The 23,618-nt window shown below is 50.9% G+C and carries 18 protein-coding genes and 2 tRNA genes; 12 read left to right on the forward strand and 8 right to left on the reverse strand.

All coding sequences use genetic code 11. The features are described 5' to 3' along the window. Positions 1-89: 89 nt before the first annotated feature. The 6 genes from IPM52_02725 to IPM52_02750 are packed head-to-tail and all read left to right on the forward strand — an operon-like array spanning position 90 to position 5,845. On the forward strand, positions 90-1,733 hold the full coding sequence (locus IPM52_02725; protein MBK9290536.1) for an agmatine deiminase family protein: 1,644 nt from the start codon (positions 90-92) through the stop codon (positions 1,731-1,733). A 10-nt stretch (positions 1,734-1,743) separates the two neighbouring features. Then, positions 1,744-2,454 carry a leucyl/phenylalanyl-tRNA--protein transferase gene (locus tag IPM52_02730; GenBank protein MBK9290537.1) on the forward strand — a complete coding sequence of 237 codons (711 nt, stop codon included), beginning with the start codon at positions 1,744-1,746 and terminating at the stop codon, positions 2,452-2,454. Positions 2,455-2,490: 36 nt separating this feature from the next. Further along, positions 2,491-2,961 carry a nucleoside deaminase gene (locus IPM52_02735; GenBank protein ID MBK9290538.1) on the forward strand — a complete coding sequence of 157 codons (471 nt, stop codon included), beginning with the start codon at positions 2,491-2,493 and terminating at the stop codon, positions 2,959-2,961. A gap of 1 nt (position 2,962) precedes the next feature. Next, complete coding sequence (locus IPM52_02740) at positions 2,963-3,715, forward strand: NAD-dependent deacylase (protein MBK9290539.1); 753 nt, start codon at positions 2,963-2,965, stop codon at positions 3,713-3,715. A 4-nt stretch (positions 3,716-3,719) separates the two neighbouring features. Continuing rightward, positions 3,720-5,258, forward strand: a complete 1,539-nt coding sequence (locus tag IPM52_02745) for a serine hydrolase (protein MBK9290540.1) — start codon at positions 3,720-3,722, stop codon at positions 5,256-5,258. A gap of 47 nt (positions 5,259-5,305) precedes the next feature. Further along, the gene (locus IPM52_02750; protein ID MBK9290541.1) at positions 5,306-5,845 is read left to right on the forward strand and encodes a glutathione peroxidase; all 540 of its coding nucleotides are present in this window, start codon (positions 5,306-5,308) and stop codon (positions 5,843-5,845) included. A gap of 83 nt (positions 5,846-5,928) precedes the next feature. Here the strand turns inward: IPM52_02750 and IPM52_02755 are convergent, their stop codons facing one another. The 3 genes from IPM52_02755 to IPM52_02765 form a co-directional block, all read right to left on the reverse strand. After that, entirely contained in the window at positions 5,929-6,645 is a 717-nt protein-coding gene (locus IPM52_02755) for a hypothetical protein (GenBank protein MBK9290542.1), read from the reverse strand. Positions 6,646-6,735: 90 nt separating this feature from the next. Beyond that, a tRNA-Gly gene (locus IPM52_02760) sits at positions 6,736-6,810 on the reverse strand. 112 nt (positions 6,811-6,922) lie between these two features. Beyond that, a tRNA-Val gene (locus tag IPM52_02765) sits at positions 6,923-6,997 on the reverse strand. A gap of 212 nt (positions 6,998-7,209) precedes the next feature. Here IPM52_02765 and IPM52_02770 point away from each other — a divergent pair. Both IPM52_02770 and IPM52_02775 read left to right on the forward strand, forming a co-directional pair. Beyond that, entirely contained in the window at positions 7,210-8,553 is a 1,344-nt protein-coding gene (locus tag IPM52_02770) for a hypothetical protein (protein ID MBK9290543.1), read from the forward strand. Positions 8,554-8,585: 32 nt separating this feature from the next. Next, a complete protein-coding gene (locus tag IPM52_02775) occupies positions 8,586-11,030 on the forward strand; it encodes a penicillin acylase family protein (protein ID MBK9290544.1) in 2,445 nt (814 codons plus the stop codon). On the opposite strand, the gene IPM52_02780 is transcribed toward IPM52_02775, so the two are convergent. The 4 genes from IPM52_02780 to IPM52_02795 all read right to left on the reverse strand — a co-directional run bounded on the left by IPM52_02780 (position 10,992) and on the right by IPM52_02795 (position 16,027). Next, positions 10,992-11,513, reverse strand: a complete 522-nt coding sequence (locus IPM52_02780; protein MBK9290545.1) for a DUF1858 domain-containing protein — start codon at positions 11,511-11,513, stop codon at positions 10,992-10,994. The two genes, IPM52_02775 and IPM52_02780, sit on opposite strands and share 39 nt — an antisense overlap. A gap of 10 nt (positions 11,514-11,523) precedes the next feature. Further along, positions 11,524-12,756, reverse strand: coding sequence for a DUF438 domain-containing protein (locus tag IPM52_02785; GenBank protein ID MBK9290546.1), 1,233 nt, complete (start codon positions 12,754-12,756; stop codon positions 11,524-11,526). Positions 12,757-12,828: 72 nt separating this feature from the next. After that, positions 12,829-15,291: a TonB-dependent receptor gene (locus IPM52_02790; protein MBK9290547.1), complete on the reverse strand. Its 2,463-nt coding sequence runs from the start codon at positions 15,289-15,291 to the stop codon at positions 12,829-12,831. 76 nt (positions 15,292-15,367) lie between these two features. Beyond that, the gene (locus IPM52_02795; GenBank protein ID MBK9290548.1) at positions 15,368-16,027 is read right to left on the reverse strand and encodes a hemolysin III family protein; all 660 of its coding nucleotides are present in this window, start codon (positions 16,025-16,027) and stop codon (positions 15,368-15,370) included. Positions 16,028-16,209: 182 nt separating this feature from the next. On the opposite strand from IPM52_02795, the gene IPM52_02800 reads away from it, so the two are divergent. The 4 genes from IPM52_02800 to IPM52_02815 all read left to right on the forward strand — a co-directional run bounded on the left by IPM52_02800 (position 16,210) and on the right by IPM52_02815 (position 22,439). After that, positions 16,210-16,923, forward strand: a complete 714-nt coding sequence (locus IPM52_02800) for a 16S rRNA (uracil(1498)-N(3))-methyltransferase (protein ID MBK9290549.1) — start codon at positions 16,210-16,212, stop codon at positions 16,921-16,923. A gap of 23 nt (positions 16,924-16,946) precedes the next feature. Further along, on the forward strand, positions 16,947-17,603 hold the full coding sequence (locus IPM52_02805; protein ID MBK9290550.1) for a DUF4159 domain-containing protein: 657 nt from the start codon (positions 16,947-16,949) through the stop codon (positions 17,601-17,603). An 84-nt stretch (positions 17,604-17,687) separates the two neighbouring features. Beyond that, entirely contained in the window at positions 17,688-19,958 is a 2,271-nt protein-coding gene (locus tag IPM52_02810) for an aconitate hydratase (protein ID MBK9290551.1), read from the forward strand. A gap of 99 nt (positions 19,959-20,057) precedes the next feature. Continuing rightward, complete coding sequence (locus IPM52_02815; protein MBK9290552.1) at positions 20,058-22,439, forward strand: hypothetical protein; 2,382 nt, start codon at positions 20,058-20,060, stop codon at positions 22,437-22,439. Here the strand turns inward: IPM52_02815 and ychF are convergent. Then, positions 22,436-23,533 (reverse strand): redox-regulated ATPase YchF, encoded by a 1,098-nt coding sequence (ychF, locus tag IPM52_02820; GenBank protein MBK9290553.1) that lies wholly within the window; start codon positions 23,531-23,533, stop codon positions 22,436-22,438. The two genes, IPM52_02815 and ychF, sit on opposite strands and share 4 nt — an antisense overlap. Positions 23,534-23,618 lie beyond the last annotated feature (85 nt).

Raw genomic sequence — 23,618 nt, forward strand, 5'->3', positions numbered from 1 at the left:
TTAAAAAATTAAGGTATCGGGCTGCGCAATTATTTTTTTAGTACTTTCGGCGCTCAAGCTTTGTTATTCAGACTGATACGTTTTCAACCATGTTCATAAAATTATCCCGATACCTGTTTTTATCCATTTTGGCAGCCCTGGGAGCCTTCGCCCTCAAAGCTCAGGTAGCAGTGATCAATCCGGCCGAGTTCGAAAAAAATGAGGGCATCCTGTTGGTCTGGGACTACGCCCCTTCGCGCGATTCCATCACCGCAAATATTGCCAGGGCCGCCCAGCAGGCCGGCAAAGTATGGATCATATATTATCCCGGACAAGCCCCCTGGGACACGGCACAGATTCGCAATTATCTGTACAGCAGGGGGGTACTACCTCTGAATTTGTACTTTATCCCCGGTTGGACCGAAACCCTCTGGGTGCGCGATTTCGGACCGGCTGTGCTCTATGGCGATTTTGGCCAGGGTTCCGAGCGGTTCATTGTCGATATGGGCTACAGTGCTTATGGCCGCCCGAAAGACGACTCCATTCCGTCGCAACTGGCCAATCTTTGGGGCTGGCACAAACAGAATTTCTCTATTCAGATCGAAGGAGGAAACCTGATGTTCGATGGTCTGAAACGAGGCTTTGCTTCAAAACGTGTGCTAGCTCAAAATCCCCAGTATTCTGCCTCATTGCTTCGAAATATGTTCATCGACCGCTTTCAGGTGGACGATTTTGTGTTTCTCGAAAACCTGAACAATTCGGGAGGAGGAATCTGGAAGCATATCGACATGTGGATGAAAGTGCTTGATTACGAGACGATTCTTGTATCGTCCTATCCCGAACATCTGCCGGATTATCCTGTGATCGAACAAAATGTCAATTATCTTCGCAGCCTGCTGAATGCTTTTGGCAAACCATATACCATTATCCGCATTCCGGCACCACCCAAAGCCGATGGCACCTGGGCCACCACCCAGAACGACGAAATGCGCACCTACACCAACTCGCTCATCATCAACAATACGGTTATCGTTCCATCGTACAACCTGCCCGAGTATGACAATCTGGCCAAACAAATCTACGAGCAGGCCATGCCGGGTTACAAAATTGTGATGGTAGATTCGCGCAACCTCACCACCCTCGGAGGAGCCATACATTGCATCACGCGTGAAATCCCTGCACCTAAATTTGCCCGTATCACTCATCGCAAAGTGATTGGCAGTCAGACCTATTCGCCCGAATTTTACATTTACAGCAACTGCTCATCCAATTCTGCAATCCAGCGGATGTGGCTTTACTACAAAAAGAACCAACAGACAGAGTACACCAGGGTGCCGGTTTACATGGCCTGCCCCGAAAATATCGGGATCATCGAAGGACTGATGCCCGGCGACACCGTGAGTTATTATCTGGAAGCAATCACTGCCCACGGCAACGTAACCTATCCTCTGGCTGCACCGGCCGGCAACTTTACATTCTGGTTCGATCAGGCTGTGGGTATCGCTGAAACCCACCCGGCCAGCCGCCTGCATGTATTCCCGCAACCGGCAAAAGAAGGATTCTACGTTCACATTGCTGGTGAATCAGGTCCCGCCCGGCTCAGTATTTTCGATGCAAGCGGCAGAATGGTTTACCAAAACGATGCCTATCTGCCCGGAACCCACGTCAATCCCGGACTTCGCCCAGGCTACTATCTGCTTTTGCTGCAAAACGGTGTTGAACAATACAAAAGCAAACTAAGCATCAGCCACTGAGCATACTGCCATGCCGGTTTACAGGCTGGATCACACCTTAAGGTTTCCTTCGCCACATAAAGCCATGCCCGGTGGCCTGCTTGCCGTTGGGGGCGATCTCAGTGTGGAGCGCCTGATAGCGGCCTACTCCAGAGGTATTTTTCCGTGGTCAAATCCCGGTGAGCCGCTTTTGTGGTGGTCGCCCGACCCCCGGATGATGATGCTCCCTGGAGAATTGTATGTGACCAAGTCGATGAGGAAAATCATGCGCGACCAGGTGTTCGACATACGTTTTGATACCAGTTTTGAGGATGTGATAATGTATTGTGCCCGCTCATCCGGCAGGGCAGCCCAGGGCACCTGGATCAGCGATGAACTCCGGCAGGCTTTTGTTCAACTCCATCGGCTCGGTCTTGCCCATTCGGTCGAAGCCTGGAAGGAGGGGCAACTCGTAGGAGGTCTGTATGGCCTGGCGCTGGGTGCCTGCTTTTTTGGCGAAAGCATGTTTTATCTCACACCAAATGCTTCCAAGGCAGCCTTCATCGGGCTGGTGAAATTTCTTGAAAGCCATGGTTTTATGATGATCGACGCCCAGCAGGAAACGCCCCATCTGGCCAGCCTGGGCGCAAAGGCACGCCCACGTTCCGAATTTCTGATGCTCTTAGCCGATGCCTTGAAAAAACCTACCCTCATCGGAAAATGGAACAGCCCGGCTCAGGATTTTGTATCTTTAACCTTTTGATGCCATCCCTGTAATTATCACGAAGCAAACACAATCATGGATCAGGAATATTTTATGCAGGAAGCAATCCGGCTGGCAGCTTTGAACGTAGCGCAGGGTGGGGGAGGCCCGTTTGGAGCTGTGATTGTGAAAGATAATCAGATTGTCGGTGTGGGCCGGAACAGGGTGACTTCTTCGGGCGACCCCACCGCTCATGCCGAAGTGGTAGCCATACGCGATGCCTGCCGGAACCTTGGTACCTACAACCTGGAAGGCTGCACTATTTTTTCCAGCTGCGAACCCTGTCCCATGTGCCTTGGCGCCATCTACTGGGCTCGCCTGAGCAGGCTGTTTTATGCCGCTACCCGCCATGATGCAGCAATAGCAGGTTTTGACGATGAATGGCTTTATACCCAGATACAACTCGACCCTGCAGAGCGCAGCCTGCCTGCCACAAACATCATGCGCGACCGGGCGGTGGAAGTGTTCCAGGCCTGGGTTCAAAGCGAGAATAAAATACCTTATTGATATGAAACAGGATCTGGCCAGGGAGGTTGCAGGCATATTGCTCCGAAGCCGGCACACATTAGCTTTTACTGGCGCCGGCATCTCAGTCGAAAGCGGAATACCTCCATTCAGAGGCAGTGGTGGCATCTGGGATAATTACGACCCACGATTGCTCGAAATTGGCTTCTTCGTGCTCAACCCCGCCCGATCGTGGGAAGCCATAAAAGAAATTTTCTACGGTAAGTTCCGCGGAGCCAAACCTAATGCCGCACACCTTACCCTGGCCAAATGGCAAAAAAACGGCATCCTGCGAAGGGTCATCACCCAAAATATCGACAACCTGCATCAGGAAGCAGGATCTGAGAACGTGATTGAATTTCATGGCAATGCGCAACGACTGAGCTGCCTCGACTGTCAACGGCAATATCCCATCGACCCCATTCTCATCGCGCGTGCCGTGCCATCGTGCCCCAAATGCGGTGGTTTGCTCAAACCCGATTTTATCTTTTTTGGCGAAGGAATTCCACATGATGCTTACCACGAATCTTTTGCTGAAGCCACAGGCTGCGATTGCATGCTCATCATCGGCACCTCAGGCGAAGTGGCTCCCGCCAATCAAATCCCCATCACCGCTGCCTCAAATGGCGCCTTCATCATCGAAATCAATACTGAAATTTCCACTTACAGCAAACACGTCAGCAACCTGATCGTGCGCGAGCCTTCCGGCAGCTTCCTTCCTGCAGTGGATCAATTTATTAACAATATCCCAGCCTGAAAAAATGAAACATTACCTTACCACACTTTTCTTCCTGTTTCTTGCCTGCCAGCTTTTTGCACAGCCCGACAAAAATACCCTGCACCAACTCGACGAATATTACCTTAGGGCACTGGCCGAATGGAATGTGCCGGGTATGGCCGTGGCCATCACCACCGGCGACAGCATCATATTTGCAAAAGGATACGGAGTGACCGACATCAGCACCCGGCAGGCTGTGGACGAACATACCCTGTTTGCCGTTGCCAGCAATACAAAAGCCTTTACCGCTGCAGCTCTGGCTCTGCTTGTGGAACAGAATAAACTCAGGTGGAACGACAAAGTCAGACAATACCTTCCCTGGTTTGCACTTTACGATCCCTATGTTTCTGATCAGATGACGATTCGCGACCTGCTGACGCACCGCTCCGGCCTGAAAACATTCTCGGGCGACCTGATCTGGTATGGCAGCACCTACTCCCGCCGCGAAGTCATCGAAAAGGCGCGCTACCTCAAACCCGCATTCGGATTCAGGGAGCAATTCGGATATTCCAACATCATGTACATTGCTGCCGGCGAACTCATTCCCGCCATCACCGGGCAGTCGTGGGACGATTTTGTCCGCACAAACCTGCTGAACCCATTGGAAATGAATCGCTCCACCCTGCATGTGAGCGAACTTGCCCGATTGCAGAATGTAGCCCAGCCCCATACCTATGTGGACGGAAAACTGCGTCAGATTCCCTGGGTCGACTGGGACAATATGGGACCTGCTGGCTCATTAATCTCAAGCGCTTCGGACATGGCGCGTTGGCTGCAAATGCACCTTGGCAATGGCACATACCAGCAAAAACAGATTCTCGACCCCGAAAGTGTAAGGGCTATGCAGCAGTCTGTAACCCCGTTACCGGTTTCGAAAGCCTTCGAAGAACGCTTCCCCGGCACACATTTCAGGTCTTATGGCCTCGGATGGAGCATGTTCGATTACCACGGACAAAAAATCGTGACGCACAACGGAGGCTACGATGGTATGATCTCGCAAACCGTACTCATTCCACGCGAAAACATTGGCTTTGTGATTCTTACAAATGCACTGTCGAACATGTACTACCCCTTGATGTACAAAACCCTCGACCTGCTGCTCAATTTGCCGGACCTGCGCGACTGGAGTACCGAAATTTTGGCTCAACGCAAACAAAACGAGCAAAAAGCAAAGGAAGAACGCGCCCGTCTGGAATCAGAACGCATTAAAAACACCAGACCTTCGCTTCCTCTTGCGGCCTACGAAGGTTTCTACGGCAGTCCGGTGTACGACAGCATCAGTGTATATCAAAAGGACGGTCAGATGTGGTTGCAGATGATGCGCACGCCCGACTTTATTGCCAGGCTGACACATTGGCATTATGATACTTTTGAAATGGAATTCATCACTCAGCCATCACTACCCAAAGGTTTTGCTACCTTCGGGCTCGACCGCAGCGGCAAGGTGACCAGTATGGAATTGTTTCTTGACAATCCCGACTTCGATTTTACCGAACTCGCACCAAGGAGACTTTCTCCATGAACCTTTTGCCCTGGTAAATGTTTAACAGCGAAACAAATTCCACGAAAATGAAACACCTGATCATGTTTAGCTTTCTTCTCATAGGCATCGTCACAGTGCAGGCCCAGAAATCATTCCATGATTTTGTGGTAACCGATATTGACGGAAAACCCTTTGCCATGTCGAGCCTGAAAGGAAAAAAGGTGATGGTAGTCAACACAGCCTCCAAATGCGGACTTACTCCCCAGTACGCCAAACTCGAAAAGCTTTATGAGCAGTACGGCGGCGATAAGTTTGTCATCGTTGGCTTTCCGGCAAACAATTTTATGGGACAGGAACCCGGTACCAACGAAGAAATCAAGGCATTCTGTTCCGAAAACTATGGAGTAAGCTTTCCGATGATGTCGAAAATCTCGGTCAAAGGAAACGACATGCATCCTTTGTACAAATGGCTCACCACCAAAGCGCTCAACGGGGTGGAAGACAGCAGTGTCAGCTGGAATTTTCAGAAATACCTCATTGACGAAAACGGTCGTCTTGTAAAAGTACTGAGCCCGCGCACCGACCCGCTTGACAAAGAAATTGTGGATTGGATCAAAGGCAGCTGAAAACAGAATAAAATTACTTTTCAGTTAAAAAACCAAGTGCAGTGCAGTCGGATGACTACACTGCACTTTCTTTATGTTGAAAATCAGATATAAGCGGGTAAAAGCTTCAGGTAGCGGTCGCGGATTGCCGCAAGGTGATCCTTGTTAAGGTTTTCCCGATAAATACGCACCAGCTCAATGGTCTGGTCTTTTTCGAACACAAATGCCCGGGCTGCGTCGAAATAGAGCAGATTGGTATCGTACTTTACCTCCGTGGTCAGTGCTACAAATTTGTCCCAGTTGATAGGGCCGGGCAGCTCGAAGTACCCATGATGGAGCTGCTGGAGGTCGTTATACATGCCCTCGCCCCAGGGTTCCAGGTAAAAGTATTTATCGAGCCTGATCCAGCCATAGGCGTTCTGTATGACCTTGTGCCTGCGCTTCATTTTCAATCCTTCCTCCACGAGCAGTTGCTGCAGCTTTTCGATGTCGCTGTACAATGCCAGGTCGCGCACCCTGATGCAGAACACCGGGTCGTTGCCGGGAAAAGTAATTGAAGCATGTACTGCATCGAACGGAAAACCGGCGCGCTTATGCACCGCATTCACAGCCAGCATGATGTCGCTGGTGAACCAGTGCCCCTCGAGCATGAGGTAAAGATAAAGCGGCTTTCGGATGTCGGGTATCCGGTCATAATATCCGTAAAAGGGGGATACCGACTCGAGCACGCATGTGTCCTTGATTGGGAGATTGTGCTCCACACAACTCAGGGGCTCGTATTTTAGCAAGCCTCCATATCGCATCAGGTTGTTTGAGTCCATTTTGCTTTAATTTGGTTTGGCTTAAAGATACGAAAAAAACAAGTCTTCCGACATCGTCAGACACAAAAAAAAACAGCCCAACGGCTGCCTTGGAGCGGGCAATGGGGGTCGAACCCACGGCCCTCAGCTTGGGAAGCTGATGCTCTACCACTGAGCTATGCCCGCATGTGATGCAAAATTAAAAAACATCGAAGTTTGTTTTTCCATTCAATGATCAAAATCTTTAGACGGATGGTATGGAGAACAAAAAAAGCAGCCATTGCTGACTGCTTTGCTGTGGGAGCTACTGGATTCGAACCAGTGACCCTCTGCTTGTAAGGCAGATGCTCTGAACCAGCTGAGCTAAGCTCCCTCGCGTTTGGAGCTGCAAATATACGGCAACTTTCGGACATGCAAAATTTTTCAAAAAAAATTTTCTACCTCGCGCTCTTCATGAAATTAAACAATTGTTTATCAATAATATATATAAATCTAAATGTAATCTATCAGGTATATGGCATATAAGACAGGATTGGGTGAAAAGCAAAGCATTATATTTCATAGTATTGCATTAAAGTTTTGCTCATGACGCGTTTACGATTTTTGATTTCGGGATTACTGGTTTTTTTCTTGGTTATCGGGGCAGGTATCACCGCAACAGCCTGGCCGGCACATACGCTAATATCGACCGCCGCCCTGAAGAATCATCCCCATTGGCAAAATGCCCGTGAGGTCAGGGCAAAGCCCCTTGAACAGTTTGTGATCGATAACAAAAAGGAGCTGGCCGCATTTCTTGCCGGTTTCGAGCAATGGAGCAGGGAAAATCTGCCATTCTACGTGCCAGCACCCGAAATGCTCTCTTTTCCGGCTGATATTGACGATTACCAGGCGATGCGTGCTTTTTTTATGGCGCTGAGGATCAACCCAAACGTCAAAGTGCCATTGTTTCTCAATATTCCCAGGGGCCAGGAAACGAGTTTGCCCCGGCTCGAAGCTTCCGCCGTAACCACGCTGTCGAACACTGCCGGAATGAATTCAGGAACCTATGTGGCCTTGTCGCCCGACATGGAGGTTGATCCATTTCTGGTGCTCACCACTGCCAACGATGAACCTGACTATGGTTTCGATCTGGGTTTGTTCGACGACAACGGTACCGACTACGGTCGGCTCTACGGATTTGGAAATCAAACTTTTGGCAATCCCAACCTGGAGTACAGCAGCCAGGCGCCTTTTCACATGGGTTTTTACCACGAACCCGGTATTGTTTACAAATTTGCGCCTTTTTTGCGCAAGACATTTCTCGATTACCGCCATCTGCAGTATAAGGCATTGTCCGAATTTGCCTTTGCGCATCACGAACCCTATTGGGGCTACCGCTTTCTGGGATGGTCGATGCACTATCTTGCCGATGCGACCATGCCTTACCATATTCGCCCGCTGCCCGGATATTCCACCTTGAGGATGCTATGGATCAACTTCAAGTCGATGCTCGGATTTGGCAAAGCCAGGCGCGATGCCGTGCAGCTTGTTTCGAACAGGCATACCGCAGTGGAAGACTACCTGCAACAACGCCTGAACAACATTTTCGATAAGGCAGATTTTGACGATCCGCTCTATCAGGCACTAATTTCAGATAATCAAGTGGTTAATGTTGACACAAGATTCCTTGTCGATCAGGCCTCAAAAACTGCATTTGCAGCCTCAAAAAGTTTCGACAGGGCAGTCCGGCGTGGCCTTCCCAACGAGATGGTAAACGACCCGGCCGTGGAAGTGAGCGAGCATCCGGAGATCACAAATATTGTGTCGTATGCCCGTGACGTGTGCGCTCCAAAACACATCGACGCCCTCGAAAAACAATCAGCCGAGCGTTTCGCCTACCTGGGGAAGGTGCTGCGAAGCATGTTGTCGTCAGTTAATTATGAAAATTAAATACAAGAATCTATTAGACAATACTTTAAGCTATGAAGAAGTGGCAAAAGGTCTTACTTGGGGTGCTTGTGGTCCTGCTGGCACTTGCCGGCTTTGCCTGGCTGGCATTGGGCTACATCAGCCGCAGCGCGCTCCCCGATTACAACAAAGATGTGCAGCTGAGCGGACTGAAGGCGGGTGTTGAGGTGTTTCGCGACGAAAGGGGAGTGCCACATGTGTATGCACAGAATTCCCACGATCTTTACATGGTGACCGGCTACCTGATGGCCCAGGACAGGCTCTGGCAGATGGATCTGCTGCGACGTGTCACCCTGGGTCGCCTGTCAGAAATTTTCGGAGCGGATATGGTTGAAGCCGACCAGCTGCTCAGGGCTTTGCGCATGTCGGACAAATCGCTTATGGTTATCGACAGCCTGGATGCTTCCATGCGATCGGACCTGGAGGCTTTTGCGTCGGGGGTCAACCAGTGCATCGCCCATCTCGGAAAAAAACTGCCACCTGAGTTTACCATCCTTGGCTACAAACCCGAACCCTGGCAGGTTGTCCATACGGTGAACCTGATCGGCTACATGGCCTGGGACCTCGCCGGATCGTGGCAAAACGAGGTGGTTCTGCACAAGCTCCGTTCCAGAATGCCTGAAGAAAAATGGTTGCAGCTGTTTCCCGATATGAAACTTCAAAACACCTATGTGTATTCTGATAATCAAAGTTTTACACTACTTGAAGCCGGATTAAAACTGACGGGTCTTGGGCTGGAAATACGCAACGGAAGCAACAACTGGGCATTGTCGGGCGAACGCACCGTTTCGGGCAATGCCATGCTTGCCAACGATATGCACCTTGGTTTTGGATTGCCGGGCATCTGGTACCAAATCCACCAGACCGTCGAAGGAGAATTTTCTGTTGCCGGGGTTGCACTGCCTGGTGCACCTGCTGTGATTTGCGGCCACAACGAACATATTGCCTGGGGCATGACCAACCTTTATGTGGACGAAATGGACTTTTTTACCGAAAAACTGAATGAAGAAGGAACCCATTATTTCTTCAACGGTGAATGGCAGCCTCTGGAGTTGCGCAAGGAGAAGATTGCCATCAAAGGCGGCGACACGCTGCTGAAAATCAATGCATTTACGCACAGGGGGCCAGTCATCTCAGGTTTTAAGGGCGTTGAAAATGAAGCCATCTCAATGCGCTGGACGGGCAATGATTACAGCAACGAACTGCGCACAATTATGTTGCTCAACCGTGCCCGCAACTGGAACGACTTTCGCAATGCCGTGCGTACGTTTGGTGCCGTGGCACAAAATATTGTTTATGCTGATGCAGAGGGCAACATCGGCCTGCAGGTAACCGGAAATGTGCCTGTGCGTAAAGCCGGAAATGCCGTTTTCGTCTATCCGGGCGATACCAATGCCTACGACTGGACAGGCGCTGTGCCTTTTGAGGAATTGCCCTACGAGTTCAATCCCGAAAGGGGATATGTTTCTTCGGCCAACAACAGAACCACCGGGCCGGATTATCCTTATTATATCGGGTACTGGTACGACAATTCCGCACGGATTGACCGCATCAGGGAAATGATCGAATCGCAGGATAAGCTGGATGTGGAAGATTTTATGAACATGCATGTGGATCAGACCAGCGTCTTTGCACCTTCATATGTAAAAACCATTGTGCCGATTCTAAAAAATTCGAGCGATCTGAGCCCGCTGGCTTCAACAGCCACGTCTTTGCTCGAAAATTGGGACTTTTCCATGCGGGCTGAAGCCCCCCAGCCTGCAATATTCGAAGGTTTTTACAGGCATTTTATGGCTGAACTGCTTAAGGATGAAACCGGAGAGCTTTTCACCGAGCTGGGTGGAGGCCTGCTTCGTCACATTTTTGCACAGACCTTTAATAATCCATCGTCTTCACTGGTTGATAACATAAACACCCCTGAGGTTGAAGATTTTGAGACACTTGTGTGCAAAAGCTTCGAGGCTGCAGTGAAAGAGCTGGAACAAAAGCTCGGATCGGAGCCACAATCATGGAAATGGGGCGACATACATCAACTTACGCTGAGCCACCCCATGGGCAAGGTGAAAGCGCTCGACAAATTGCTTGGCCTGAATAAAGGGCCTTATCCGGTTGGCGGAAGCTTTCACACCGTGAACCCAATGGGATATAGTTTCCACAAAAATTACAATGTCACACATGGGGCTTCGCAGCGCCACATCTACAATACCGGAAACTGGGAACAGTCGTTCACAGTGATTCCCACGGGCGCATCGGGCATTCCGGCAAGCAGGTATTATGCCTCGCAAAGGGAGATGTTTCTGAAAAGGGGAGTATTATCGCGAACCCTGGCAACGCGAACAGGTGGAGTCGGCAGCAAAGTACAAAGCTGCTTTCATGCCGGCAAACTAAAACGAAAAAAGCGGGTTGCCCCGCTTTTTTCTTTACATCCGGAAATATACCTTGAAGGTCTGTGGGTTTGATTGTTCCGCATGGTGCATCGCACCCAGGCTTTTTGCCTTGTCAATCAGAGGAGCCGGCAAAAATGGTGCAATCAAAAGATACTTGTAGCCTGAAGGCATCTGCTTCAGGTCTTCAAGCACCTGACCCACAGGATGTTCGCCTGCCTCGAGCATTGGTCTGGCATCAAGTTCCTTATATAGAGGGAACTGTTTCACCCAGTCAGGACACTCTGCCTGTGCTTGAACCGATGCCTTGTCAAGGGCAAGCGCATCCTGTCCTACAGCAGCCCTGAGCCTGTTGATAAGCAGTTCAAGCTCGATTTGTCCGACCTGGGCTGCCTGCTGGAGTGTGGTGATTCTTGCCACTGTTTTTCGCAAGACCGGGTTGCGGAGCTTAGTAAAAGCCGGCACCAGTTCAATCAACACCTCTTCCAGTTCGGGATAGGTCTCGATCAGATGCAGTACTTTGGTTTTCGGGCTGATGATCAATGTGTTTTCTTTCATGGTATTACGGTTATTTGCTATAATTCAGAATGCGTTGCTCTCCTTCCAGACTTCGGTAGTGCGTAAGATCGTGCGATACTTCCAGCGTACCCAGAAACTCCCCGGCTTCGTTGCGCAAAGCAAAATATTCGATGTGAATAAAACGACCGCCTTTGTTGATCCAGAAGGGCGCACGGCTGGCTCTTCCCGAGCGGAAATCCTCTACAATCTTATCCACAATATGTGCACTTGCCGGTGGATGGCAATGCCTTACGTCGCGGTTGAGTATCGCCCTGTTTCGCTGGAAAATCCGATCAGCACTTTGTGAAAAATATTTCACCTTGTCGTGCTTATCCACAAAGGTGATGTCGACCGGAAGGGTATTGAGAATTGCCTGCAGCTCCTCGAGGCTGAAGCTGCCCGTGGGAAGTTGTACCCTGCCATCGTGGCTTACGGATTGTACCTTTTGCTGTTCCACAGCCCAGTCCGGAACCCATTTCACCGGCGGATCATACAAGCAGAAGCCGAACTCAGGCGTCTGTTGTTCAATCTGATACCAGTCGGCTTCGGTGAGGTGATCCAGTGCCATTGGCAATAGAATTTCCTCTTCTTTTTTGGTCATGTCAACCACCTGCCGGATGGCCGGAATGAGGATCATTTCGCTTACACTTTGCAGGTCGTCCATCGTAATACCCTCTGTTTGCAGCACTTCAAGACTTCCTTTAAGCAATTCGCGGATTTCGTCATGCTTTCCCCACATCACTTTTGGTGGCCCGGTGATACCCATACGCTCCAGAAATGGAAACAACAGGTACTCCTTTCGCTGATAGTGTTTGTCAGCATCAATCAGCGCATTGAACGACGACCTTAACTTCCAGATCAACCCCTGAAGCTGATCATCGGGAGCGGTGGGCAGCGACTCAATAATCGCCAGGGCTTCTTCGGCTACCTTTCGCAGGGCGGCATTCTCTTTTCTGAACACATCAACCGGATGCCCCTCGGGCACAATCCTGATATTGCTCAGATCAATACGGCCGTCCAGCACAGCTGCATGCATATCGCACAAGCGCAACACTTCCTCCTCTGGCAATCCTTCAGCAATGAGCTCCTGCTCCACTTCAACTACTTCTCCGTACGGAATGCTTCCCAAAGTGGCCTTTAATTCGGCAGCAACCCCTGCCTCGTCGTGCCCTTCGTGCAACTTAAGAATCAATGTCTTAAGTCTCTTCTTTCGCTCAATTGAGTTGTCAATCAATTCACTCATAAATCAAATTTTTAGTACTGTTTTACTTAAATATTGCTCAAAAGATTCCGGCACTTTTGGTGCCGGAATCTGTTAAAATTTCCATTCAAGACCGGCTGTGATGAATCTGTGCATTCCCACGCGGATACCTTGTGGACGGCGGGTGACAATGTACCGCTCGTTCAGAAGGTTGCGTGCCTGCAGGTGAAAACTCAGGCCATATTTTTGAATCTCATATCCCAGATTCATGTTAAGGGTTTGATAGGCAGGTATTTCGCCAATTCTGCCCGAACTTGTTGCTGAAATATATTTGTAATCGGGATTGGCCTTTGCCTCCGCAATCACCTCCTGCACATTTCCGGTATTGAGCAGGTCGGTGAATTGCCGGCCGGTAAACTGCCAGCTCAATCCTGCACTCAGCCCGTTGCTGTGCGTCACCTCGGCCCATGCAGCAGCTACTAAGTTGGGAGAATAGGGGGTATGGTTACCTTTTACATTCACCCAAACTGTGTCGTATGGAGCATTTTTCCTGATTTTTTGTATCACATAGCGGTTGTCGCTGAACTGCGATTGCATTACGGCACCGCTCAGGCCGTTGCGAACGTCCCATTGGCCGATCTTACCGGATTTGAGCACCATAGCCATCTCCACACCTTTGTGTGTGGTTTGTCCGCCATTGATCAATCCTGCACCTTGTCCGCCCGACGATTCCGAAACCGGGATCACCTGATTGCTGAAATTCATAAGGTAGGCGGTCAGGTTGGCGAGCAGCCGCTGGTTTTCATACCGTATTCCAAGCTCAAGATTCCGGCTTAGCTCTGCATCCAGTTGCACATCTTCGCCGCTGTTGCTGATGGCGTCTTTAATGCGCGGGGGTGCAAAGCCTTTGTGTATTCCTGCAAACAAGCCTAATTCATTGCTTATGTTGTAATTCACTCCCGCACCGGGTATAAGCGCGTAAGTTTGTGTATTTCCGCTCACGAGTGTGTCTTTGCCGGCCACTCGAAGTATCGTGCGCTGATATTCTATGGCTTCACCCCTGAGACCATAGGTCAGGGAGAGTTTTTGTCCGATGCGGGTCTTTTGCTGTGCAAAAAGGCTGGCAGCTTGTCCGCGACGCAACTCGTCATCCCTCAGGTCGCCAGACCTTGCCTCTGCCAGACGTCCGTTAATGCGCTGTTCCTGAGCTTTTTCGGTATGAATCCTGAATCCTGCATCCAGTTGATGTCCCAATCCTGCAAGCTCATAATGTGCGGTAAGGCGATTTTCGTATCCGGCAACTTCGAAGGCCCTGTTGCGGTTGCCTGTGCTGTTGCGCATATAGATGGCTCCTTCGGGCTGGTTGGGGTCGCCCCAAACCACTCCTGTGAGACCGGAGGCATTAGAGTTGTACGTAAAGTCCTGCCTCCTCCAGTTGCGCACAGTGGTATAGGCATAAGCTGTTTGCCTGAGGCTGATCTGGTCAGTGAGCTGTTGCATGTGCTGCAGGCTGAGGGCATACCGCCGGATGTCGAGCCTGTCGTTGGGTGCTATCACCGTATAGTCGTTTCCTCCGGCATCGAACATCGGCTGGGTGAGACCGACGTAGGTAGCATTCGAGGCTTCGTCGTACACGCTCATTTTCAATGTGATCACCGACCGCATGCCGCTTTTCAGCCTGATTTTGCCATTGAGGTCGTTTAGCCTGAATTTCAGAGGGCCGAGCTGGTCGGCTTGTTTGCGCAGGTAGTCGAAGGTGTAACCAGTATTGCCATGCGTATTGCCAAAATGCAGCCTGCCGGTGAAAAATCCCCCGGGGGCGCCACGCAGGCTGATGAGTCCTTCGGCTTGAGCAGGAGGTTCGGCAGTTAGATAATTAATTACCCCACCAATGGTTTGCGGACCAAAAAGAATCTGTCCGTTACCCTTAAGAATTTCCACGCCACTCATTCGCTCAATGGCAGGGGAGTAGTAAAGCTCCGGTTCGCCATAGGGATTTAATGCCACGGGCACACCATCTTCCATCACCAGCTGGTTGCGGCTGCGGTCGGGGTCAAGACCACGAATCCCAACATTGGTGCGCAATCCTGCCGGATCTTCATCCGGAACATGAATGCCGGGTACATGCCTGTAAGCATCCGCATTGCTCACAGCCAGGCGAATGTTTTGATCCTTGCCGTCCACTTTGTGCACCGATCCGGGGAGATAGCGAAGCAACCCGATGCGGCTGCCGCTCACCGTCACGGGGTCCATCGTAAGCGTTAGTTCGTTCAGCAAAACCGAAACTTCCTTCGATTCGTTCCGTGCAAGCTTTACGTTGATCCTTTGGCTTTCGAAGCCAAGGGTCTGAAAAACAATGGTGTATTCTCCCGGTTTAAGATAGAGCCAAAACTTTCCTTCCGCATTGGTTGAAGTACCGGTGTTGGTTCCCTGCACATACACTGCTGTCACGGGAAGGGGATCGTTTTTATGTTTTACTATACCAAACAACAGGGCTTCGCCATCATTACCAGCGGAAATATGATGTATGACACCTAAAAAGAACAAAAGGATGATAAGAGCGGTTTTTGTTTGCATTGTGGAATTTTTGTGCAAACTTAGCCCCCCTTTCAGGCCAGGGGAATCCCCACAATTTGGTATTTGATTCCCTGAATTATTTGCTCAACATGGTATAGCTTACGAATGCAAGTACGTGCAACAGGCTTCCGGCAAGCACAAAGAGGTGGAAAATAAAATGGGTTAAGGGCCGGCCTTTTTTCAGGTAGAAAAATACTCCTGCACTATAGGCAATGCCGCCAGCAAGTATGAGCCAGAGGGTGAGGGCCGGCAGCATACGCACAAGGGGGACAACCACAAACAACGCCTGCCAGCCCATTCCGATGTAAAGCCAGGCCGACACCTTGCGGTGACGATGTGCGTAGAACCAGATTTTGTAAACAATGCCTGCCGTGGCAATAAGCCAGCTCAGGCCAAACAGCACCCAGCCGGTGGCGCCGCCAAGCATGGCCAGGGCCACAGGAGTGTAACTGCCTGCGATCAGCACATAGATGGCAGAATGATCAAACTTGTTGAGGTAATATTTCAGCCTCGGACGGCTCGCACCGTGGTATAAGGTGGAGGCGGTGTAAAGCGTGATCAGGCTGGCCCCGAAAATCGAATAGCTTACTACCTGCCAAACATTTCCCCAGATGGCTGCAAATGTGACGAGTATGGCCGTGGCTGCCACACCGATCAATACACCTGCCGCGTGCGAAATGGTATTGTAGCGTTCTTCTCGTACCCGAGCCGCAGGACTAAAGGAGGGTTTTCTCATGATTGGCTTTTGTTATCAAACGATTCGCAATCCCTAAAAGTTGCCTGCTGATAAAAATAAACAGCACTTTTGATGAATATCCATTGATAACGAGCAATTTATAAGTTTCTGGGGCAAATCATGCGACATGTACATTTCACGGCAAGCCGCCATATTTGTTTTCTTTGCAGTAAAATCGGTACATGAACCTGTTCTATGCACCTGATGCGGCGCCGGGGCTCACGGTGCTTGGCGAAGAAGAGTCGTTGCACTGTGCACGTGTACTCCGCATGAAAACGGGTGAACGCCTGCTTGTGACCAATGGCAAAGGAATGCTGTTTGAAGCCAGGGTAGAAGAACCTCATCCGAAGCACACCTCTATCATATGCGATGAGGGAATCCGGATTCCGGGCACGCCTGATGACCTGGTTCACATCGCCCTGGCCCCGACAAAAAACATCGAACGTACGGAATGGTTTATCGAAAAAGCCACGGAGATCGGTATTGGCACCATCAGTCTATTTTTTTCCGCACATTCCGAACGCCGTACGGTGAAACCCGACCGCCTCAGACGAACAGCCATTGCCGCCATGAAACAGTCGATGAAGGCCACTTTACCCGAGATCGTGGTGTACGAAAACATGCATGACTTTCTGGAAAGCGTTGCAGTTGAGCAGCGTTTTATTGCCTGGATTGATGCTTCGGTTAGTCAGACACTTGCAGAGACTGTTGTTCCCGGTCGGGGAACAGTGGTCATGATTGGACCCGAGGGCGATTTTACACGCGCCGAAGTCAACCTGGCCATCGATCGCGGCTTTGTGCCTGTGAGCCTGGGGAAGTCGCGGCTGCGCACCGAAACAGCTGCGCTCGTGGCTTGCCATACCATCCAACTGCTCAATCAGCTAAAAAAACTTTAGGCATTTTTGCGCGTTTATTCCACATGAACAGATTCAATTTTATCCTAATCATTTTCCTGCTGAATTCGGCTTTGCTCTCCGGGCAGCCCGATGTGCAGATAGCGCTACTCAAATACCGTGGTGGTGGCGACTGGTATGCCAATCCCACCTCTTTGCCAAATCTGGTAAAGTTTTGCAACGAGCAACTTGGTACCAATATCAGCCGGCAGATTGCCACGGTTGAGCCGGGATCGCCGGAGATCTTCAACTATCCTTTTGTTCACATGACCGGGCATGGCAATGTGCTTTTCGATGCAGCTGAAGCCCAAAACCTGCGCAACTATCTGATTGCCGGAGGGTTTCTGCACATCGACGACAACTATGGCATGGACCCTTTTGTCCGTCCGCAAATGAAAAAAGTGTTTCCGGAGCTTGATTTTATTGAATTGCCCAAAGATCATCCCATTTATAACCAGAAGTTTAAATTCCCGAACGGATTGCCCAAAATTCATGAACACGACGGCAAACCCGCCCAGGGTTTCGGGCTTTTCTGGGAAGGACGTCTGGTTTGTTTTTACACCTACGAATGCGACCTGGGCGACGGCTGGGAAGACGCCGCTGTGCACGGCAATTCGGAGGAGACCCGGCTCAAAGCTTTGCGCATGGGAGCCAACCTCATTCAATATGTGTTCAACAGGTAGGCCAAAAGCTTTACTACTAAAAAAGCTTTCTTAACTTTGCATAAAAGCTTGAAAATATTGTTATTATATTAACAAAACAACATTATGAAGGTATTTGACCTCGACATGATCCGGGCGGTGTATGCCCAAATGCCCTCGAAAGTGGATGAAGCCCGCAGGATGCTCGGCAGGCCGATGACACTGGCCGAAAAGATTCTTTACGCGCATCTGGCTGACCCATTGCCATCTAAGCCCTATGAGCGCGGCAAATCGTATGTGGACTTCAATCCCGACCGTGTGGCCATGCAGGACGCAACGGCACAAATGGCCCTGCTTCAGTTTATGTCGGCCGGACGTAAAAAAACTGCCGTTCCCAGCACCGTGCACTGCGACCACCTTATACAGGCCAAACTGGGCGCCGATGCCGACCTGAAAACGGCCAACGACACCAATAAAGAGGTGTATGATTTTCTGGCCAGTGTTTCAAATAAATATGGCATCGGATTCTGGAAACCGGGCGCGGGTATCATCCACCAGGTAGTGCTCGAAAATTACGCCTTCCCAGGCGGTATGATGATTGGCACCGACTCGCATACCCCCAATGCCGGTGGGCTTGGCATGGTTGCTATTGGTGTGGGAGGCGCCGATGCTGTGGACGTGATGGCCGGCATGCCCTGGGAGCTCAAATGGCCCAAACTGATCGGGGTGAAGCTGACGGGCAAACTCAGTGGCTGGACCTCGGCCAAGGATGTCATCCTCAAGGTGGCCGGCATCCTGACCGTAAAAGGAGGTACCGGTGCCATTGTAGAATATTTCGGGCCGGGCGCACTCAATATCTCCTGCACCGGAAAAGGCACAATATGCAACATGGGAGCAGAAATTGGCGCCACCACATCCATCTTTGGCTACGATAGCAAGATGGAAGAATACCTCAGGGGAACCGGACGCGATGCCGTGGCCGACGAAGCCAACAAAATCAAGGAATACCTCACAGCCGACCCTGAGGTGTATGCCAATCCCGAGCAATACTTCGATCAACTGATCGAAATCGATCTTTCCACGCTGGAGCCACACATCAACGGGCCTTTCACACCTGACTTAGCCACCCCGGTATCGAAATTTGCCGAGACTGCCAAAGAAAAAGGCTGGCCCTTGAAGCTCGAGGTAGGCTTGATTGGCTCGTGCACCAACTCGTCGTACGAAGACATTAGCCGTGCTGCCTCGGTAGCCCGCCAGGCACTGGATAAAAAGCTCGAGGTGAAGTCGGAATATACCGTTACCCCCGGCTCGGAAATGGTGCGATACACCGTGGAACGCGATGGTTTCCTGGGGGTGTTCGAAAAAATTGGAGGCGTGGTGCTTGCCAATGCCTGCGGACCGTGCATCGGCCAGTGGGCGCGCCACAATGCCGAAAAAGGAGAGCCCAACAGCATCATGACCTCGTTCAACCGCAACTTTGCCAAACGCAACGACGGCAACCCAAATACCCATGGCTTCGTGGCCAGCCCCGAAATTGTTACAGCCTACGCCATTGCAGGCCGCCTCGACTTCAACCCGTTGACCGATACCCTGATCAACAAGGACGGGGTGGAGGTGAAACTCGATGAACCACAGGGCATCGACTTCCCGCCACAGGGTTTCGCTGTGGAAGACAACGGTTATGTGGAGCCTGCAGCCGATGGCTCGTCGGTGGAAGTGATTGTGGACCCTGCCTCCACACGCCTGCAGCTGCTCAAACCATTTCCCAAATGGCACGGCGATGATTTCCACCAGATGTACCTGCTGATCAAAGCCAAGGGCAAATGCACCACCGACCACATCTCGATGGCCGGCCCCTGGCTCCGCTACCGCGGTCACCTCGAAAACATAGCACAAAACACCCTCACAGGTGCCATCAACTACTTCAACGACAAGGCCAACAGCGTACTCAACCAGATCAGCGGACAATATACCGCTGTGCCTGATGCAGCAAAAGAATACCGCGATACCGGTCCGGGATCCATTGTGGTGGGCGACGAAAACTACGGTGAAGGCTCGTCGCGCGAACATGCAGCCATGCAGCCCAGATTTCTTGGGGTGAGGGTAGTGCTCGTAAAATCGTTTGCCCGAATCCACGAAACCAACCTCAAGAAACAGGGAATGCTCGCACTGACTTTTGCCGAAAAGTCGGATTATGATAAAATACGCGAAGATGACCGCATCAGCGTACTCGGCCTCAGGGAGTTTGCTCCGGGCAAGCCGCTCACGGTACGTTTGCACCATAGCGACGGAAGCACCGAAGATTTCCTTGCAAATCACACTTACAACCACAACCAGATCGAATGGTTTAAAGCCGGCAGCGCGCTTAACCTGATTAAGGAAAAGCAGCATCAGTAATCAGATTTCACATTCCACAACAGCCGGAGGGATTTTACCTTCCGGCTTTTTTTTAATTCCAAAGGATGGGTGTATTTTAGCTACAGTAAAACATTGCCGATGAAATTCCTTGTTACCCTCTTGCTTGCATTTGCGCTGATGCATGCTTCACACGGACAAAGCGTTTGTTTTCACGACGATCCTCACCGTTATATCCCCGAAAAATCAGCTGATTACCAACACATCAGTGCCTGGCTGAGCATCGACACCCTCGACCGATCGTTCTCGGCGACAGTGTCATTCAGGCTGCAAACTACGCGAACCGATGTGGACACACTGAAATTGCAGGCACCTGAATTCAGTTTTGAATACGTCCGATTCGACGGAAACCCTGTCCGCTGGCACATGAGCGACGGATACCTGCACGTGGTCATGCCAAGGCGCAGATTTTTCGACCGGCAGCACACCCTCGAGATGAAATATGTTGTAAAAGAGGCGCCTGAGCTGCATTTTGTGGGTTGGGACGATAGCACTTACACCATGCGCAGGCAAATATGGGCACACAGGCCCTACACCTGGCTGCCTTTTGTAAACGACCGCCTGACCATGGACCTGCATATCACCTTCAGCAGCAACTATCAGGTTTTCAGCAATGGAATCCGTGTCGGCGTCCGCAAAAATAAAAACGGCACATCCACCTGGCATTACCAGATGAGGACCGAACATACCTTTTTCTCAACAGCCCTGGTTATCGGTAAATATAAATGGAAATCTTTCAAAGCCTCCAATGGCCTGCCGGTCGAGCTCTGGTACTATCCCGACAGGGAAAACCATGTCGAAAGTACCTATATGCTGATGGATGAGATGATCCGCTTTTGTGAGGAAGAATTTGGCGTGCCCTATCCATACGAGCTCTACCGCCAGGCGCCCGTAGCCAACTACCTGTATGCCGGCATGGAAACCACCACATCAACCATCTTCGGCGATTATCTCCACATCGATCCCCGTGCCTTCTGGGAACGCAACTATGTGAATGTCAACGTGCATGAATTTATTCACCAATGGTTTGGCAACTACCTCTCGCATTTGCGGCACACCGACGTCTGGCTCACCGAAAGTTTTGCAACCTACTATGCCAAGCTGTTCGAGCGAAAATATTTCGGCGAGGACTACTATCAATGGGAACGCCACAAGGAATACCAACGCATGCTCAATGCCGCACTGTTTGACGACTACCCTATTGCCGACAGCAGGGGAGGGGTTGATCGCTGGTATCCAAAGGGTTCGCTTGTGCTTGATTATCTCCGCTACCAGCTTGGCGACCACGACTTCCGCAAGGCCATCCGTCACTACCTGACCAAGCATGCCAACAGTGAGGTGTGGACCTACGACCTGCGCAAAGCGATTTATGAGGCCACCGGCCGCAGCATGGATGCATTTTTTGAGCAATGGATCGAAAGGGGAGGAGAACCTCACTATGTAATTGATTATGAAGATCATGGAATGTCGTTGTTGTTCCGTGTCCGGCAAACCCAGCAGGTTTCGCCCCTCAGGCCCGTGTTCAAAGGATGGATCGAATTTGAAATAGGTTTTCTGGATGCCACCCGGAAGACCTACAAATTCTGGAACGACGACACCCTGAGCTATTATGTGCTGCCCAAGGAAGGAAACATCATCTACATGATTTTCAACCCGGCCGGGATGATGCCCGCTACCCACACATTCAACCGAAGTATTTATGAAAGGCTGGATCAGTACCTCAACGCACGCCGGGTTTCCGACAGGTATGAGGCCCTGGTAAGTTTGCGGGCTGAGCCGCTGGAATCGAAGCGCGGGTTTTACCTGATGCACGCCCACCTGAACGAACATCCGCTTGTGCGTGCCGAATTGCTCGAACAGCTCCGCTACGATACAGTGCCGGAAAGTGTTGACCTGTTTGCCTCCTCGCTGCGCTCAAAAGATGTGATGGTACGGCGGGCAGCCCTGCAACGCCTTGAGGCCCATCATTTTCCTCAGCTCAAGGAGCTTGTGGTTGCCTGCCTGAGCGATACGTCCTACTCCAATATCATTATTGCCCTCGAAAAACTTTCAGAATTCGATCGCGGCAACTTGAGCCAATACCTCAGGCAAACCGCTCACGAAAGAGGATTCCCCGGTTTGAATGTCCGAATCGCATGGCTCAGGCAGGCCATTGGTGCAGGCATGGAGGAGTATGCAGGCGAGTTGGCTGATTATTGCTCGCTTAAGTACGATTTCCGCACCCGCACGAATGCCATTCAGGCCGTGGAGCAACTCGGTCTTTGGAACGACAAAACCATACCGGCAATCGTGGATGCAGCACTGCATTGGAATTTTCGCCTGGCCCCGGTAGCCACCGAGGCACTAAAAAGTGCCATAACGAAAGATGCTGTAGCCCCGGAACTGATCAGGTCGGTTTTGGAGAAACGGGCCGTCGGTGAGCCGAAAGCCGGGGCGCTGAGCGCGCAACTATTTGAAAATTAGACGTTGAAACGAATGTGAAGGATGTCACCATCCTCTACAATGTAATTTTTTCCTTCCACCCTGAACTTGCCGGCATCTTTTACCCCTTGTTCTGATTTATAGGTAATGAAGTCTGCATATTTCATCACTTCGGCTCGGATGAAACCACGCTCGAGGTCAGAATGGATCACTCCGGCCGCTTGTGGAGCCGTCATTCCCTTGCGTATCGTCCATGCCCTGACCTCTTTCGGACCTGCCGTGAAAAACGATTGCAGGTTGAGCAGCTTATATGCAGCGCGAATCAACTTATTCACCCCCGGTTCCTGCAGACCCGCATCGGCCAGAAAGACAGCCCTGTCCGATTCGTCTTCGAGCTCGCTTATTTCGGCTTCGAGTTTGCCTGCAATCACCAGCACTTCGGTGTCCTGGCCTTTCAGTGCATTGGCCACAGCTTCGGAGTAGGCGTTGCCTGAAGTTGCCGATGCATCGTCCACATTGCAAACATATATTACCGGTTTGGCTGTAAGCAACTGCAATTCAGCAAAATACTTCCTGTCGTCTTCTTCGATGGGTGCGGTTCGGGCGTTGCCCATGTTTTCGAGGTGGTTTTTCAGCACCGTGAGCACGTCCAGCGCATGACGGGCGTCTTTGTCGCCTACCTTGACCAGTTTTTCCAGTCGTTGAATCTTCCGCATCACCAGGTCGAGGTCGCGCACCTGTAGCTCAAAGTCCACAATTTCCATATCTCTGACCGGATCCACCGAGCCTTCGATATGTGGCAGCGAAGGGTCGTCGAAACAGCGCAGCACATGAATCAGGGCATCCATCACCTGGATGTCGGCCAGAAACTTGTTGCCCACGCCTTCGCCCTGGCTGGCTCCTTTGGCCAGACCCGGCACATCGACAATCTCAACCGTTGCCGGCACCACCCTGGCCGATTTAATGAGGGCATCAATGGCTGTCAGCCTTGGATCGGGTACTTCCACCGTACCGATGTTCGATTTGGTTGCGCTGAAAGCAAAGCTCGAAGCCTCTGCCTTGGTGTTCGACATGCAGTTGAAAATGGTGGTCTTGCCGGTGTTGGTCAAGCCAATAATGCCACATTTGAGAGCCATAGGAAAGCGTGTGAATATAATTTGGGCTGCAAAAGTACTCATTAATCGCAAGTTGGCATCAGGTCTCACGGCCATGCGTAAAAAA

This window comes from Bacteroidota bacterium (assembly GCA_016715945.1).
In the GTDB taxonomy this organism is placed as follows: Bacteria; Bacteroidota; Bacteroidia; order Bacteroidales; family F082; genus JALNZU01.

What these genes read in the sequence shown, in the direction of transcription:
- IPM52_02775 (MBK9290544.1), top strand. Translation starts at nt 8,586, where the DNA reads ATGAAGAAGTGGCAAAAGGTCTTACTTGGGGTGCTTGTGGTCCTGCTG.
- IPM52_02770 (MBK9290543.1), top strand. Translation starts at nt 7,210, where the DNA reads ATGACGCGTTTACGATTTTTGATTTCGGGATTACTGGTTTTTTTCTTG.
- IPM52_02725 (MBK9290536.1), top strand. Translation starts at nt 90, where the DNA reads ATGTTCATAAAATTATCCCGATACCTGTTTTTATCCATTTTGGCAGCC.
- IPM52_02815 (MBK9290552.1), top strand. Translation starts at nt 20,058, where the DNA reads ATGAAATTCCTTGTTACCCTCTTGCTTGCATTTGCGCTGATGCATGCT.
- IPM52_02755 (MBK9290542.1), bottom strand. Translation starts at nt 6,645, where the DNA reads ATGGACTCAAACAACCTGATGCGATATGGAGGCTTGCTAAAATACGAG.
- IPM52_02730 (MBK9290537.1), top strand. Translation starts at nt 1,744, where the DNA reads ATGCCGGTTTACAGGCTGGATCACACCTTAAGGTTTCCTTCGCCACAT.
- ychF (MBK9290553.1), bottom strand. Translation starts at nt 23,533, where the DNA reads ATGGCTCTCAAATGTGGCATTATTGGCTTGACCAACACCGGCAAGACC.
- IPM52_02745 (MBK9290540.1), top strand. Translation starts at nt 3,720, where the DNA reads ATGAAACATTACCTTACCACACTTTTCTTCCTGTTTCTTGCCTGCCAG.
- IPM52_02740 (MBK9290539.1), top strand. Translation starts at nt 2,963, where the DNA reads ATGAAACAGGATCTGGCCAGGGAGGTTGCAGGCATATTGCTCCGAAGC.
- IPM52_02800 (MBK9290549.1), top strand. Translation starts at nt 16,210, where the DNA reads ATGAACCTGTTCTATGCACCTGATGCGGCGCCGGGGCTCACGGTGCTT.
- IPM52_02750 (MBK9290541.1), top strand. Translation starts at nt 5,306, where the DNA reads ATGAAACACCTGATCATGTTTAGCTTTCTTCTCATAGGCATCGTCACA.
- IPM52_02805 (MBK9290550.1), top strand. Translation starts at nt 16,947, where the DNA reads ATGAACAGATTCAATTTTATCCTAATCATTTTCCTGCTGAATTCGGCT.
- IPM52_02790 (MBK9290547.1), bottom strand. Translation starts at nt 15,291, where the DNA reads ATGCAAACAAAAACCGCTCTTATCATCCTTTTGTTCTTTTTAGGTGTC.
- IPM52_02735 (MBK9290538.1), top strand. Translation starts at nt 2,491, where the DNA reads ATGGATCAGGAATATTTTATGCAGGAAGCAATCCGGCTGGCAGCTTTG.
- IPM52_02795 (MBK9290548.1), bottom strand. Translation starts at nt 16,027, where the DNA reads ATGAGAAAACCCTCCTTTAGTCCTGCGGCTCGGGTACGAGAAGAACGC.
- IPM52_02780 (MBK9290545.1), bottom strand. Translation starts at nt 11,513, where the DNA reads ATGAAAGAAAACACATTGATCATCAGCCCGAAAACCAAAGTACTGCAT.
- IPM52_02810 (MBK9290551.1), top strand. Translation starts at nt 17,688, where the DNA reads ATGAAGGTATTTGACCTCGACATGATCCGGGCGGTGTATGCCCAAATG.
- IPM52_02785 (MBK9290546.1), bottom strand. Translation starts at nt 12,756, where the DNA reads ATGAGTGAATTGATTGACAACTCAATTGAGCGAAAGAAGAGACTTAAG.